The sequence below is a fragment of the Achromobacter semiaridum genome, assembly GCF_053543755.1.
Map to the genome: position 1 here is coordinate 1 of NZ_JBLVOL010000050.1, position 15,459 is coordinate 15,459.

A 15,459-nucleotide genomic window follows, 5' to 3' on the forward strand; every position below is an offset into this window, starting at 1 on the left:
GGCATAGGCGCTGCGCGCCAGCGGCGCCGCCGTGCTGGTAAACAACTTCCACGGGTTCATCGACATCAGGCCGCTGAAGATCCAGGTGATGGTGATGGCAGCGAACAGCAGCCCGCTGATGTGGTGCCATCGCATCATGCGTTCGCGGTAGGGCGAACGGCTGCCCGTTGCATACGGACGCGAAAAGCGCCAGCGCAGGATGCCCACCACCGTGCCCGTCAGTGCAACCAGCACACCGGCCACCGACAGCCACACCACCACGTCATGCCACCAGCGGTCCAGTACGTTGCCGCGCAGCGGATACAGCCAGTGGATCCACGCGCCCGCGTAGTTCCAGGCGCGTTCGTTGCGCGTGGCGTCCAGCACCACCGCGCCCGTGGCCGACGACACGTACAAGCGCGTGCGCGCCGGGTCGTCCATGTCGACGCGATGCAGCGGGCGGTGCACGTCCAGCGAGCCGGAATGCGTGTAGACGTCTTCGTCCACCGCTTCCTGATGGCGCGCGGCGTACCGGCCGCCGAACCACGCCAGCGCCGATGCCCTGGCTACCGAAACGTCGGCGGGGGATAGCAGTGCGCCAGTGGCGGCGTCCACCACCTTGGGCGCCGTGGAGGCGGCGCCCGGCACCACATAGACCGGGGCGCCGGCGCGCGTGGCGGCCAGGCTCAGGCCGATGGAATCGTTTGCCCCGGCCACCGCCAGCGCCTGGGCGGGCGTGACGGCAAGCGTGGCCGCGTCCAGCGGCGCCAGATGCGTCAGCCGTTCGTGCGGCGTCAGCTTGGGGTAGCCCACGTACATCATCACCACACCGGAAATAAACCACATGGCGAAGAACAGGCACAGCACGATGCCGGCCCAGCGATGGATCAGGTACAGCCAACGCTTGGCGCGCGTGGACAGTGGTGGCCCGGCGTGGCGCGCGGGCGCGCGGCTGGATGTGGTGCTCATGGCATGCCCCTTGGTCGCGCGTTCGTCAGAACCGCATTTGCAGCGTCAGTTCCACTGAACGCGGCGCGCCCAGGTAAAACATGGTCGGGCTGGAGTTGGCGGCATAGACCTTGTCGGTCAGATTGCGCACGCGCACGGTGGCGTTCACGTTGCGGTTGATCCGGTGCGACAGGGCCGCATCGAACACCGTGTAGGACGGCGCCCACACAGTGTTGGCCGCGTCCGCGTAGGAACGGCCCACATAGCGCGCGGCGACGCTGGCATTCCAGTCGGGCACGAAGGCGTAATCCACCCACAGGTTGGCCAGCCGGCGGGGCGTGTTGGTCGGCACGTTGCCATTGCGCGATACGGGCACGCCGCCCGCGGATTGCGAGAAGTCGTCGTAGCGCGGGTCAACAAAGGCCACGTTGCCTTGCACGGACAGCTTGGGCGTCAGTTGCAGGCCGCCCGCCAACTCCACGCCGCGCGCCGACTGCGCGCCCACCGGCACGCTGACGCCGGGATTGTCGGGGTCGGACGTGGCCATGTTCTTGCGCTTGATCTCGTAGACCGCCACGGTGGCCGCGCCGCGTCCATCCCAGAAGTTGAACTTGCCGCCTACTTCGGCCTGCGTGCCGGTGGTGAGCTTGTCGTTGTTCAGCACGTCGGCGAACGAAGCGGTGGCCAGCAAGCCGGAAGGCGGGTCAGCCGCCGTGGCGTACTGCGCGTACAACGCGGCTTCGGGGCTGACTTCCCAGTTAATGCCCAAGCGCCCGGTCAATGGCGAATAGCCGCGCTGCGCGCTGGCGGGCGACGTGGCGGTCACCGCGCGGCGATTGGTCAGGTCCAGGTCGATAAAGTCCTTGCGCAGCGCCGACACGATGGCCACGCCGGGCAGCACCTGCGTGCGGTTTTCCACCGTCAGCGCAAAGGTGCGGATACGGTTCTCGCGGTCGGGCTTGTGGCCGCGCGTCATGCCGGGAATAGCGTAGAAGTCGCCGGGCGAAAAGTCGTACGGGTCCACGGCATCAACCTGGCCGTTGATGCTGGTCGGAAAGCGCGTGACCTTGTTCTGGCTGATGTCGGCGCCAAACGACCAATCGCTGGGCAGCCCGGCAAGCGTCGAGCGGTACAGCCCTTCGATGCGGTTGCCGGTCAGCGTTTGTTCGTGCCGTTGCAGCAACGCGCCGGAACGCAGCACCAGGCTGTTGCCGGCATTGAAGCGATAGCTTTCCAGGTTGCGAAAATCGCGGTCGGCACGATAGTGGTACAGCGTGTTCTTCAGCGTCAGGTTCGAGCCCGCGCGCCATTCGGTGATGGACCGCGCCCACAGGATGGACTGCTCGTACAGGCCGTCGTTGACGTTGTAGTTCTTGAAGCGCGTGCCGTCCATGATGTGGCCCGCGCCCTGCACGACGCCGTTGGCGTTGGTCTTGAGCGGTGTGCCCCAGTAGGGGCGGTCGACCTGTTCGCGCTGGTATTCAAAGGCAAACGTCTGGGTCACGTCCGCGCCAAAGTCAGATAGCAACGATGCCGCCACTTGCGTGGCGCGGCTATGGTTGCCGTCTACCCAACCGTGGCTCGAGCCGGTGTTGGCGTCGATGCGCAGGTAGTGGCCCTGGCCGCCCGCGTCACCCGCCAGCTGCTGGTTCAGGCCGATGGAATATTGGCGGCTGTCGTACGAGCCCAGGCGGAATTGGCCGTCGTGGAAAGTGTCGCGTTCGGGCAGCTTGGTGACGACGTTGATGGCGCCACCCACCGCGCCCGCGCCGAACAGAAACGTGGAAGGGCCGCCGATGGCTTCGACGCGATCGTAGATCCAGCTGTCCACCGGGCGGCCGGCAATGGCGTCGTACTGCACCGAAATGCCGTTGAACAGTTGCGACACCTGGCCACCGGAAAAGCCGCGATAGCTGACCGCACCGGCGTTGCCGGGGGGAGAGGCGTTGTCCACGCCCGGAATGCCGCGCGCGATGTCCTGCGTGTTGAGCGAGCCGCGCGCTTCGATCTGCTCGCGCGTGATGACGGTGACGCTGGCCGGCGTTTCGCGCAGGGTCAGGCCCAGGCGGCTGCCGGTGCTGTCCTTGATGTCCAGGTCGATGGGGCCGTTGGGCGCGGGCTCAACATGGCCCGCGCCGTAAATGGTGGTGGGCGCCAGGGTCGTAACAGCGGGTTCGGCGGCCTGGGACAGGGCGGGTGCGCTGGCCATGACGCCCAGCAGCAAGGTGTACAGAGACGTGTGTTTCATGATGCATGCCTGCAAACGGGCGAGCGCGTCCGGCACGCCGCCGGAATGCAGGCGGTGCGCGGGAAAGGCTCAAGGTCTGGATGACGACGGGGCCATGCCTCGCGCATCACGGCGCGAACAGGGTGGGTCGGCTAAAGACGGCAAGCTGGGCGATGGGTCGTGCTGCGCACACAGTGGGCCACCAGGGGCCACCAGGGCCACCAGGGGCCACGAAGGGGCCACGAAGGGCCACGAAGGGAGCCGCGAACGTGTGAGTGGTTGACTCAGCGCCAGCTTAGTTGGCGGGCGGTGCGCGCGGCTGAACCGCGCTCCAGGCATGAAGGGGGGTTGCCGCCAGGAAGAACAGCGGCGGGTAGGTCGTGGCGCGGCCCACGGGAAGGGGCAGCACCGGCACGGGCGTGGGCAGGATGCCGACGTCGGCCTGGGGATTGCGGCACAGCGGGCAATGGTGGTTATCGCCATGGCCGTTGCCGGCATGACCGTCTTGCGAGGCGTCCTGCGGGCCATCGTGCACGACGTCCAGCGTCATCATGCCGCTGTCGTCCGCGCCACCGGCGCAGACATCGACCTGGATGCGATGGATGTGATGGCCGTCGGGAGACAGGCTCAGGGCATGGGCTAGCGACGGCGCCAACGACGCCCACAGGATCGCGGCAAGCGCGGTCCACACGGTGGGGCGGGTCAGGAAAGTAGCGAAGCACATGGAGCCGGATTATATCGGAGCAGTTTTCCGATGCGCGCGCAAAGTCAAAAGAATCTCAACCCGCCTTGCGCCGGCGCAGGGCTGGTGTTCAAACCGACAGATGCCGCCGCACGTCGTCGCCGTCGATGGCGCTACGGTCGCCGCTGGCCACCACCTCGCCGCGCGACAACACCACGAACTGATCGGCCAGCTCGCGCGCGAAATCGAAGTACTGCTCGCATAGCAGGATGGCGATGTCGCCGCGCTGGCGCAGCATGTGGATCACCCGCGCGATGTCCTTGATGATGGACGGCTGGATGCCTTCGGTGGGCTCGTCCAGGATGATGAGCTTGGGCTCGGCCACCAGCGCCCGCGCAATCGCCAGCTGCTGCTGCTGCCCGCCGGACAGGTCGCCGCCGCGCCGTGACAGCATGCTTTTCAATACGGGGAAAAGTTCGAAGACTTCTTCCTTGATGCGACGCGCGCGTGCCGCGGGCTTGGTGGCCATGCCCATCAGGATGTTCTCTTCCACCGTCAGCCGCGCGAAGATGTCGCGGCCCTGCGGCACATAGGCCATGCCACGCGCGGCGCGCTGGTGCGGCGCCAGCCGCGTGATGTCGGCGCCGTCGAATGTGATGTTGCCGCTGGCCACGGGCAGCACGCCCATCACGCATTTCAGCAAGGTGGTCTTGCCCACGCCATTGCGGCCCAGCAGCGCCAGGCATTCGCCCTGGCGCACCGACATCGATACGCCGCGCAGCGTGTGGCTGCCACCGTAGTATTGGTTGATCGTGCTTACGTCCAGCATCTTTAGCGCCCCAGGTAGACTTCGATCACGCGCGGGTCGGCCTGCACCTTGCTCATCGGCCCTTCGGCCAGCACCGAGCCTTCGTGCAGCACCGTTACCTTGCCCGTGCCCGCGATCTGGTTGACGAAGTCCATGTCGTGTTCCACCACCATCAGCGAATGGCGGCCCCGCAGCTCGTTCAGCAGTTCGCCGGTGCGTTCGGTTTCGGCATCGGTCATGCCGGCCACGGGTTCATCCAGCAACAGCAGCTGTGGCTCCTGCATCAACAGCATGCCGATTTCCAGCCACTGCTTCTGCCCGTGCGACAGCAAGCCGGCCGGGCGCCGCACTTGCGCGCGCAGGCGGATCAGGTCCAGCGTTTCGCCAATCTTGTCGGCCTGCTCGCTGCTCAGGCGCGAGAACAGCGTGGGCCGCACGCGCTTGTCCGTCTTCATCGCCAGCTCCAGGTTTTCAAACACGCTGTGCTGCTCGAAGACCGTGGGGCGCTGGAACTTGCGGCCGATGCCCGCGTGCGCGATCTGCGCTTCGTTCAAGGTTGTCAGGTCTATGCTCTGGCCGAAGAAAGCAGTGCCTGCCGTGGGCCGGGTCTTGCCGGTGATGACGTCCATCATCGTGGTCTTGCCCGCGCCGTTGGGGCCGATGATGCAGCGCAGTTCGCCCACGCCGATGTCCAGCGTCAAGTCGTTCAGCGCCTTGAAGCCGTCGAAGCTGACGGTGATGCCTTCCAGGTACAGGATGGCGCCGTGGCTGGTATCCAGGCCCTTGGGGCTGACGCGGCCATAGCCGGCATCGCCGCTGGGGCCGCCGTCCAGCATGGCTTGTTCGGTATGCGTGCTGGTCATGCCTTCTTCTCCTGCCAGCGTGCCGTGATGCGGCGGGCCAGGCCCACGATGCCGGTGGGCAGGAACAGCGTTACCAGCACGAAGATCAGGCCCAGCGCGTACAGCCAGAATTCCGGCAGCACGCTGGTGAACCACGTCTTCAGGCCATTGACGGCACCCGCGCCGATGATGGGGCCGACCAAGGTGCCGCGCCCGCCGGTAGCTACCCAGATCACCATTTCAATCGAGGTTTCGGTCGACATTTCGCTGGGGTTGATGATGCCCACCTGCGGCACGTACAGCGCGCCCGCAATGCCGCACAACACCGCCGACAAGGTCCACACGAACAGCTTGAATCCCAAGGGGTCGTAGCCAATGAAGCGCAGCCGGCTTTCGGCGTCGCGCACGGCGGTCAGCACGCGGCCCAGCTTGGACTGCGTGATCACGCGCGCCAGGATCAGCGCGCCCGCCAGCGCGGCCAGCGTGATCCAGTACAGCGCGGCGCGCGTGCCCGGCGCGGTGATGTCAAAGCCCAGGATGCGCTTGAAATCGGTAAAGCCGTTATTGCCGCCAAAGCCCGTGTCGTTGCGAAAGAACAGCAGCATGGCGGCGAACGTCAGCGCCTGCGTGATGATGGAAAAGTACACGCCCTTGATGCGTGAGCGGAAAGCAAAGTAGCCGAACACAAAGGCCAGCACGCCAGGCACCAGCACCACCAGCAGCATCGCGTACCAGAAGTGTTCGGTGTAGGCCCAGTACCAGGGGTAGCTCTTCCAGTCCAGGAACACCATGAAATCGGGCAGGTTGCTTTGATAGACGCCGTCGCGGCCGATGGCGCGCATCAGATACATGCCGTGCGCGTAGCCACCCAGTGCAAAGAACAGGCCATGCCCCAGCGACAGGATGCCGGCGTAGCCCCACACCAGGTCCAGCGCCAGCGCCGCCATCGCGTAGCACATGAATTTGCCCAGCAGCGCCACGGCATACGCGGACACGTGCAGCGCATGGCCCGGCGGAAACACCAGGTTCAGCAACGGCAGCAGCGCCAGCAGCGCGGCCACCACGGCCAGGGCCGTCCACGCGCGGCCCGAAAAGAGCGGGCGGCGGGTCAGCAGGGTCAGATCGGTCAGCGCGGTCTGTTTCATTCAACGCTCCGGCCGCGAGGGGCGAACAGGCCTTGCGGCCGCTTTTGGACAAACAGCACGATGAGCACCAGGATGGTGATCTTGGCCATGACGGCGCCCGCATAGGGCTCCAGGAATTTGTTGACGCCGCCCAGCCCCATGGCCGCGATGACGGTGCCGGCCAACTGGCCCACGCCGCCCAGCACCACCACCATGAACGAGTCGACGATGTAGCCGCGCCCCAGGTCGGGCCCCACATTGCCCAGCTGCGACAAGGCCACGCCGGCCAGGCCCGCAATGCCCGAGCCCAGGCCAAAGGCCAGCATGTCCACGCGTCCGGTCGGCACGCCCACGCAATCGGCCATGCGCCGGTTCTGCGTGATGGCGCGCACGAACAGCCCCAGGCGCGTGTGGTTCAGCAGCAGCCACACCAGGAACACCACAAAGAAGGCAAAACCGATGATGACGATGCGGTTGTAGGTCAGCACCAGCCCGCCCAGCACCGTGATGCCGCCGGACATCCAGCTGGGGTTGCCCACTTCCACGTTCTGCGCGCCAAACAGCGTGCGCACGCCTTGCATCAGCATCAGGCTGATGCCCCATGTGGCCAGCAACGTTTCCAGCGGCCGGCCATACAACCAGCGAATGACGGTGCGTTCCAGCGCCATGCCGACCAGCGCCGTCACCACGAAAGCCAGCGGCAGCGCCGCCACCACATACCAGTCCAGCCAGCCCGGCAGCCACGCGCGAAACAGGGTCTGCACCACATAGGTCACGTACGCGCCGATCATCAGCAGTTCGCCGTGCGCCATGTTGATGACGCCCATCAGGCCGAAGGTGATGGCCAGCCCCAGCGCGGCCAGCAGCAATACGCTGCCCAGGCTGATGCCGTAGAACAGGTTGCCCGCCCATTCAATCGTGGCCAGGTGGCGGTCGATCTGCTTGAGCGCGGTGGCGGCGGCCTCGCGCACGCCGGCGTCAGGGTCGGTGTATGCACCGTCGCGCTCTTGCGTCAGCGCGGCAAGGGTCGGGCGGAACGCGGCGTTGCGCGTGTTGCCCAGCAGTTCCACGGCATGGCGGCGCTTGGCCGGGTCGGCGCTCTTCAATTCCAGGTTGGCCTGCGCGATCAACAGCGCGTCGCGCACGGCATCGTTCTTTTCGGTTGCCAGCGCTTTTTCAAGCATGGGCAGGCGGGCAGGATCGCCCGTCTGCTGCAAGCGGCGCGCCGCGTCCAGCCGTTCATTGGGCTTGTCCGAGAACAAGCGGGAACCCGCCAGCGCGGCCTCGATGGCGCGGCGCAGGCGGTTGTTGATGCTGACGGTGCCGGAACCCGAAGGCAGTTCCACGGCCGCGCCCGTTGTCGGATCGGTGGCGCGCGCGCTGTCGATGCCGATCAGCACGCGTCCATCCGGCGTGGCATAAAGCTGGTCATTGCCCAGCGCCTGCAAGACGGCCGCCGCGCCGGCTTCGGGCAGCTGGCCCAGCGCGGCAATCGCTTGCAGCTTGGCGTCCGTGTCGTCGCCGGCCAGTGGCGCAAGCAGGGCCGGGTCCACGCCCGCTGCCGCCGCGGGCGCGGTCAGCAGCGGCATGGCAAGCAGCCATGCAATAAGAAGACGACGCAAAACGTGTGCGATTGCCGCGATGTGCATGGCTGCTGTTTCCCTTAGAGGCCTTGCTTGCCTTCGTTACCCGGGATGTACGGGCTCCAGGGTTGGGCGCGGATCGGGCCCTTGCTCTTCCACACCACGTTGAACTGGCCGTCTGCCTTGATCTCGCCGATGTAGACGGGCTTGTGCAGGTGGTGGTTGGTCTTGTCCATTTCGATGGTGTAGCCGTCGGGTGCGTTGAACTTCTGGCCGCCCATCGCCGCAATCACCTTGTCCACATCGGTGGTCTTGGCCTGTTCCACGGCCTGCTTCCACATGTGGATGCCGACGTAGGTGGCTTCCATCGGGTCATTGGTCACGACCGTGCCGGCGTTGGGCAGGTTCTTGGCCTTGGCGTAGGCCTTCCACTTCTTGATGAACTCCTCGTTGACCGGGTTCTTCACAGACTGGAAGTAGTTCCACGCGGCCAGGTGGCCGACCAGCGGCTTGGTGTCCACGCCGCGCAGCTCTTCTTCACCCACCGAGAACGCCACGACCGGCACGTCGGTAGCCTTCAGGCCGGCGTTGCCAAGTTCCTTGTAGAAGGGCACGTTCGAATCGCCGTTAATGGTCGAGATGACGGCCGTCTTGCCGCCGGTGGCGAACTTCTTGATGTTGGCCACGATGGTTTGGTAGTCGGAATGGCCGAACGGCGTGTAGACCTCGTCGATGTCGCTGTCCTTGACGCCCTTGGAATGCAGGAAAGCGCGCAGGATTTTGTTGGTGGTGCGCGGATAGACGTAGTCGGTGCCCAACAGCACGAAGCGCTTGGCGCCGCCGCCGTCCTCGCTCATCAGGTATTCCACGGCCGGGATCGCTTGCTGGTTGGGCGCGGCGCCGGTGTAGAAGACGTTCTTCTCAAGCTCTTCGCCTTCGTACTGCACCGGGTAGAACAACAGGCCGTTCAGTTCCTTGAACACCGGCAACACCGACTTGCGCGACACCGACGTCCAGCAGCCAAACACCACCGCCACCTTGTCCTGCGACAGCAGCTGACGGGACTTCTCGGCGAACAGGGGCCAGTTCGACGCAGGGTCCACCACCACGGCTTCCAGCTTCTTGCCCATCACGCCGCCGTTGGCGTTGATTTCGTCGATGGTCATCAGCGCAACGTCTTTCAGCGACGTTTCCGAGATGGCCATGGTGCCCGACAGGGAATGCAAGATGCCGACCTTGATGGTGTCTTCGGCGGCGAATACCTGCGGCATCCAACCGGACATGGCCAACAGGCTCACGGCGGTCAGTTGCTTCAAGGCTAGTCTGCGTTTCATGGTGACTCCTGAATGGAATGTGCCGGACGCACCGGCAGGAACGATCTCTAACAACACCTGACAACAAGGACCTCAAAGCAAAAGGCATGCCAAGTGCGTGGCGCGTGTCGGGCCGCTGTATGAAGAGGGGGTGTTTACGCGAATGCCGGCGCGCGTTGCGCGCGCGTCATGGCCGGATCAAAACAGTGCCGCGTGCACAAAACAGGTGCGTGTCCTGCCCGCTTGCGGTGCGGGCGATGCGCGCGCGGCGGGCGCGCGACGTCGATTGCGTGGGGCCATGCGCCGCGCGCCAGAGGGAAACGCCGCCGGCCCGCCAACATGGCACGGCTATTGCTTGGGAATCCGTACTTGTATACAAGAAAGGATTCCAGCATGAATGCCGCAGCAACCCAGACGAGCCCCATTGGTTGGACCATCGCGCAATGGCAGGCCGCCTACCGCGACACCGGCGCGCAACCCGATGTGCTTCTGGCCCACTACGCCGCGCCGCAAGACGGGCCTGTGGACAATGCCTGGATATGCCGGGTGGACCGCGCCACGCTGGATGAGCAGCTGGACGGCCTGCGCTTGATGCTGGCCGCCGCGGGCGGCGACATGACGCGCCTGCCGCTGTACGGTGTGCCGTTCGCCATCAAGGACAACATCGATGCGGCGGGCTGGCCCACCACGGCGGCTTGCCCGGAGTTTGCCTACACCGCACAGGAAGACGCGACCGTGGTGCAGCGCCTGCGCGCGGCGGGCGCCATCCTGATCGGCAAGACCAACCTGGATCAATTCGCCACCGGCCTGGTGGGTACGCGCTCGCCGCATGGCGCGGTGGCCAACACGTTCAACCCCGACTATGTCAGCGGCGGGTCCAGCTCGGGGTCGGCATCGGTGGTGGCGCGCGGCATTGCCGCGTTTTCGCTGGGCACCGACACCGCCGGTTCGGGCCGCGTGCCGGCTGGGTTCAACAACATCGTGGGCCTCAAACCCACCAAGGGCTGGCTCAGCACGGCGGGCGTGGTGCCGGCGTGCCGCACGCTGGACTGCGTGTCGATCTTTGCGCTGACGGTGGCCGACGCGGAGCTTGTTGCCGAGGTTGCGGGCGGCTACGACGAACGTGATCCGTATTCGCGCCAGATGCCGGCCGGCGCCTCGTTGCCGTGGCCGCGCGCGCCCAAGCTGGCGGTGCCCGCCACCTTGGAATTTTTTGGCGATGCGCAGGCCGCCGCCGTGTTCGAGGACGCGGTGCGCGCGTTGAAGGACACGGGCGCGCAAGTGCAAGCCATTGACTTTGCCCCTTTCAATGAACTGGCGGCGCTGCTGTATCAGGGGCCGTGGGTGGCGGAACGTTTCGCTGCCGTGGAGGCGTTGTGGCAAACCCAGTCCGACGCGATCAACCCCGTCGTGCGCGGTATTGTCGAGCAGGCCGCCAACTACAGCGCGCTGGATGCGTTCAAGGCGGAATACCGCCGCGCGGAATTGACGCGGCAGATTCATCAGGCCCTGGCCGGCTTTGACGCGCTGGTTGTGCCGACGTCGCCGTCGATCTACACCATTGCCCAATTGCAGGCCGACCCCGTCACGCTGAATTCGCGTCTGGGCGTGTACACCAACTTTGCCAACCTGGCCGACCTGTCGGCGCTGGCCTTGCCCGCCGGCATGCGCCCGGACGGCTTGCCGTCGGGCATCACCGTGATCGGCCTGGCCTGGCAGGACCGCGCGCTGGCGCAGTTTGGCCGCCTGTGGCAAGCGCAACGCGGGTTGCCGCTGGGCGCGACGGGCGCACCGCTGCCCGCCGGCATCGACGCCGCGCGCGCGCCTGCCGACACGGTACGCGTGGCGGTCGTGGGCGCGCATCTGACCGGCATGCCGCTGAACCATCAACTGACCTCGCGCCACGCGGTGCTGGTGGAAAAGACCCGCACGGCGGACGACTACCGCCTGTATGCGCTGGCCAACACCACGCCGCCCAAGCCGGGGCTGGTGAAGTCCGAATCCGGCGCACCCATCGAGGTGGAACTGTGGGACGTGCCGGTGACGGCTTTCGGCGCGTTCGTGGCCGAGATCCCCGCGCCCCTGGGCATCGGCACGCTGGAGCTGGAAGACGGCCGGCTGGTCAAGGGCTTTATCTGCGAACCGCGCGGCCTGGATGGCGCGCGTGACATCACCGCGTTTGGCGGATGGCGCGCGTATCTGGCCAGCCTGTCCGCCAACGCCGCCACCCCCCGCTAACCCCTTCAAGCCACTGGGAGCCGAACCGTGTTCGATACCGTTCTGATTGCCAACCGAGGCGAAATCGCCGTCCGCGCCATCCGCACCCTGAAGCGCCTGGGCATCCGCAGCGTGGCCGTGTATTCCGACCCCGACCGCAACGCCGCGCACGTGCGCGAAGCCGACGTGGCCGTGGCCCTGGGTGGCGAGAAAGCCGCCGACAGCTATCTGCGCATGGACCTGCTGCTGGCCGCCGCGCGCGAGCACGGCGCGCAAGCCATCTACCCGGGCTATGGCTTCCTGTCCGAAAGCGCCGACTTCGCCGAGGCTTGCGAGGCGGCCGGCATCGCATTCGTGGGCCCCACGCCCTTGCAGATTCGCGAGTTCGGCTTGAAGCACCGCTCGCGCGAACTGGCCGCCGAAGCGGGCGTGCCGATGACGCCGGGCACGGGCTTGCTGGCCAGCTTGGGTGAAGCCTTGTCGCAGGCCGAGCGCATCGGCTACCCCGTCATGCTCAAGAGCACGGCCGGCGGTGGCGGCATTGGCTTGTCGCGCTGCGAGAACGAAGCGGAACTGACCGTGGCGTTCGACAGCGTGCAGCGCATGGGCGAACACTTTTTCCGCGATGGCGGCGCGTTCATCGAGCGCTATGTGGATAACGCGCGGCACGTGGAAGTGCAGATCTTTGGTGACGGCGCGGGCCGCGTGTTGGCGCTGGGCGAACGCGATTGCTCGGTGCAGCGGCGCAATCAGAAAGTGATCGAAGAAACGCCCGCGCCGCTGCTGCCGGCCGCAACGCGCGCGGCGCTGCTGGCCGCCGCCGTGCAGCTGGGCGAGTCGGTGAACTACCGGTCGGCGGGCACCGTTGAATTTATCTACGACCCGGCGCGCGACAGCTTTTATTTTCTTGAGGTCAACACCCGCCTGCAAGTCGAACACCCCGTCACGGAAGCGGTCACGGGGTTGGACCTGGTGGAATGCATGTTGCGCGTGGCGGCAGGCGAAGCGCTGGACATCGCGGCGATGTCGCGCGCGCCGCAAGGGGCGTCCATCGAGGTGCGCCTGTATGCCGAAGACCCGTTGCGCCAATTCCAACCGTCGCCGGGCGTGTTGACCGAAGTGTTCTTTCCCCAGGGCGTGCGCGTCGATGGCTGGGTGGCGACCGGCACCGAGGTGCCCGCGTTTTACGACCCCATGCTGGCCAAGCTGATCGTGCACGCGGATACGCGCGATGCGGCCTTGGACAAGCTGGCCGATGCGCTGGCGCGCACGCGTCTGCACGGCATCGCCACCAACCTGGACTACCTGCGCCAGATCGTGGCCGACGAACGCTTTCGGGCGGGCAAGTTGTCCACGCGCTTTTTGGAGAGCTTTGCGTATCGGCCCGCCGCCATCGAAGTGCTGGAAGCGGGCACCTACACCAGCGTGCAGGATTATCCAGGCCGCACGGGCTACTGGGACATCGGCGTGCCGCCGTCCGGCCCGATGGATGACTACGCGTTCCGGCTGGCCAACCGCATCGTCGGCAACGCAGCGGATGCAGCGGGCATCGAGGCCACGCTGGTCGGCCCGACCCTGCGCTTTCATGGCGACACCATCGTGGCGCTGACGGGGGCCGAGTGCGCGGCCACGCTGGATGGTGAACCGGTGCCGATGTGGCAGCCCATTGCCGTGCGTTCGGGCCAGGTGCTGGCCACCGGCCGCGCGCTGTCCGGTTGCCGTAGCTATCTGGCCGTGCGCAACGGTCTGGACGTGCCCGTCTACCTGGGTAGCCGCTCGACCTTTGCGCTGGGCCAGTTCGGCGGCCACGCCGGCCGCACGCTGCGCGTGGGCGACATGCTGGCCATCGTGCGCCCCGAGCTGGACGCGTCGCCCGCCGCGCCGTTGGCGCCGCCCATGGCGGCATCGGCGGAGCTGATCCCGGTGTATGGCAACACCTGGGAAATCGGCGTGCTGTACGGCCCGCATGGCGCGCCGGACTTCTTTCAGCCCGAGGCCATGGACACGTTCTTCGCGGCGGAATGGGAAGTGCACTACAACTCGAACCGCCTGGGCGTGCGTTTGATCGGACCCAAGCCCACCTGGGCGCGCGAGAACGGCGGCGAGGCGGGCTTGCATCCGTCCAACATCCACGATTGCGAATACGCCATCGGCAGCATCAACTTCACGGGCGACAGCCCCGTCATCCTGACGCGTGACGGCCCCAGCCTGGGCGGCTTTGTATGCCCCGTCACCATCGCCAGCGCCGAACTCTGGAAGGTGGGGCAGGTCAAGCCCGGCGACCGCATCCGCTTCGTGCGCATGGACTATCCGCGGGCGGTGGCGCTGCAAGCGGCGCAGGACCAAAGCGTGGCCGCGCTGTCGGGCGTGGCGCCCGCCGCGACCGAGCCCACCCCGGTGCCGGCCACCGTGTCCGAGACCATCGTGGCCGCGCTGCCCGCCGAGGGCGCGCGCCCGTCGGTGTCGTACCGCCAGGCGGGCGACGGCTATCTGCTGCTGGAATACGGCGACAACGTGCTGGACCTGGCGCTGCGCATGCGTATCCACCTGCTGATGGAGGCGCTGAACGCCGATCCGATCCACGGCGTGAAAGAGCTGTCGCCAGGCGTGCGTTCGTTGCAGATCCGCTATGACAGCCGTCAGATCCTGCAAGGCGCGCTGATCGAACGCCTGCTGGAAATCGAAGCGGGCCTGGCCGATGTGGCTACGCTGAAAGTGCCCACGCGCGTGGTTTACCTGCCGATGGCGTTCGAGGATACGGCCACGTTGGGCGCCGTGCAACGCTATCAGGAAACGGTGCGCGCCAACGCGCCGTGGCTGCCGAACAATGTGGACTTCATCCAGCGCATCAACGGGCTGGCCAGCCGCAACGATGTGCGCGATATCGTGTTCGACGCCAGCTACCTCATCATGGGCCTGGGCGACGTGTATCTGGGCGCGCCATGCGCGGTGCCGATCGACCCGCGCCACCGCCTGCTGACGTCCAAGTACAACCCGGCGCGCACCCATACCGCCGAAGGCACGGTGGGCATCGGCGGCGTCTATATGTGCATCTATGGCATGGATTCGCCGGGCGGCTATCAGCTGGTGGGCCGCACGTTGCCGATCTGGAACAAGTTCCTGAAAAACCCCGTGTTCCAGGACGGCAAGCCGTGGCTGCTGCGCTTCTTTGATCAGGTGCGTTTCTACCCCGTGACCGAGGCGGAACTGGACGTGCTGCGCGAAGACTTCCGCGAAGGGCGCGCCACGGTGCGCATCGAAGAAGAAGTCTTTGACTTCGCCGCCCACCAGCGCTTCCTGGCCGATCAGGCCGACAGCATCGCCCTGTTCCAGACGCGCCAGAAAAGCGCGTTCGATGCCGAAGTGGCCTTGTGGAAGACGGAAGACGTGGCCGCCGAGCAAGCCGCCGAGGCGCCGGAGCCCGAGGCCGACACCGCGCTGCGCGAGGGCGAACGCCTGGTCAGCGCCGACATGTGCGGCAACATCTGGAAGATACCGGTCCAGGTGGGGCAGAGCGTATCGGCGGGCGACACGCTGGTGGTCGTCGAAGCGATGAAGATGGAGCTGTCGGTCATAGCGCCCGCATCGGGCACGGTCACGGCGATACGCTGCGTGCCGGGCAAGCCGGTCAACGCGGGCGACCCGCTGGTGGTGCTGGCCGAAGACGCCACCTGCACCGTGGCCGGATGATGCGGTTGGAATCCGTTCAGGTCAGCCCGGCGATCCGGCCCGCGCC

10 protein-coding genes are annotated in these 15,459 nt (G+C 66.5%); 2 read left to right on the forward strand and 8 right to left on the reverse strand.

Annotated features, from left to right (window positions below):
* The 8 genes from ACNPP0_RS15180 to urtA all read right to left on the reverse strand — a co-directional run.
* Positions 1-948: PepSY domain-containing protein (locus ACNPP0_RS15180; protein ID WP_448706342.1), on the reverse strand; the 948-nt coding region annotated here is incomplete at its 3' end.
* 25 nt (positions 949-973) lie between these two features.
* On the reverse strand, positions 974-3,175 hold the full coding sequence (locus ACNPP0_RS15185; protein WP_448706343.1) for a TonB-dependent receptor: 2,202 nt from the start codon (positions 3,173-3,175) through the stop codon (positions 974-976).
* Between the two features lie 274 nt (positions 3,176-3,449).
* Positions 3,450-3,878, reverse strand: a complete 429-nt coding sequence (locus ACNPP0_RS15190; protein ID WP_448706344.1) for a DUF2946 domain-containing protein — start codon at positions 3,876-3,878, stop codon at positions 3,450-3,452.
* A gap of 88 nt (positions 3,879-3,966) precedes the next feature.
* Positions 3,967-4,665 (reverse strand): urea ABC transporter ATP-binding subunit UrtE, encoded by a 699-nt coding sequence (urtE, locus tag ACNPP0_RS15195; RefSeq protein ID WP_332611368.1) that lies wholly within the window; start codon positions 4,663-4,665, stop codon positions 3,967-3,969.
* A gap of 2 nt (positions 4,666-4,667) precedes the next feature.
* Positions 4,668-5,507 carry an urea ABC transporter ATP-binding protein UrtD gene (gene urtD, locus ACNPP0_RS15200; protein ID WP_332611369.1) on the reverse strand — a complete coding sequence of 280 codons (840 nt, stop codon included), beginning with the start codon at positions 5,505-5,507 and terminating at the stop codon, positions 4,668-4,670.
* Positions 5,504-6,631, reverse strand: coding sequence for an urea ABC transporter permease subunit UrtC (gene urtC / locus ACNPP0_RS15205; protein WP_448706345.1), 1,128 nt, complete (start codon positions 6,629-6,631; stop codon positions 5,504-5,506). Before urtC ends, urtD begins: the two co-directional genes overlap by 4 nt.
* The gene (gene urtB, locus ACNPP0_RS15210) at positions 6,628-8,259 is read right to left on the reverse strand and encodes an urea ABC transporter permease subunit UrtB (RefSeq protein ID WP_448706346.1); all 1,632 of its coding nucleotides are present in this window, start codon (positions 8,257-8,259) and stop codon (positions 6,628-6,630) included. The genes urtC and urtB overlap by 4 nt, the downstream gene beginning before the upstream one ends.
* Before the next feature lie 14 nt (positions 8,260-8,273).
* Complete coding sequence (urtA, locus tag ACNPP0_RS15215) at positions 8,274-9,527, reverse strand: urea ABC transporter substrate-binding protein (protein WP_332611372.1); 1,254 nt, start codon at positions 9,525-9,527, stop codon at positions 8,274-8,276.
* A gap of 372 nt (positions 9,528-9,899) precedes the next feature.
* Between urtA and atzF the strand changes: the two genes are divergently transcribed.
* Positions 9,900-11,744, forward strand: coding sequence for an allophanate hydrolase (gene atzF / locus ACNPP0_RS15220; protein ID WP_448706347.1), 1,845 nt, complete (start codon positions 9,900-9,902; stop codon positions 11,742-11,744).
* Between the two features lie 27 nt (positions 11,745-11,771).
* Positions 11,772-15,413 carry an urea carboxylase gene (uca, locus tag ACNPP0_RS15225; RefSeq protein ID WP_448706348.1) on the forward strand — a complete coding sequence of 1,214 codons (3,642 nt, stop codon included), beginning with the start codon at positions 11,772-11,774 and terminating at the stop codon, positions 15,411-15,413.
* Positions 15,414-15,459: the final 46 nt, after the last annotated feature.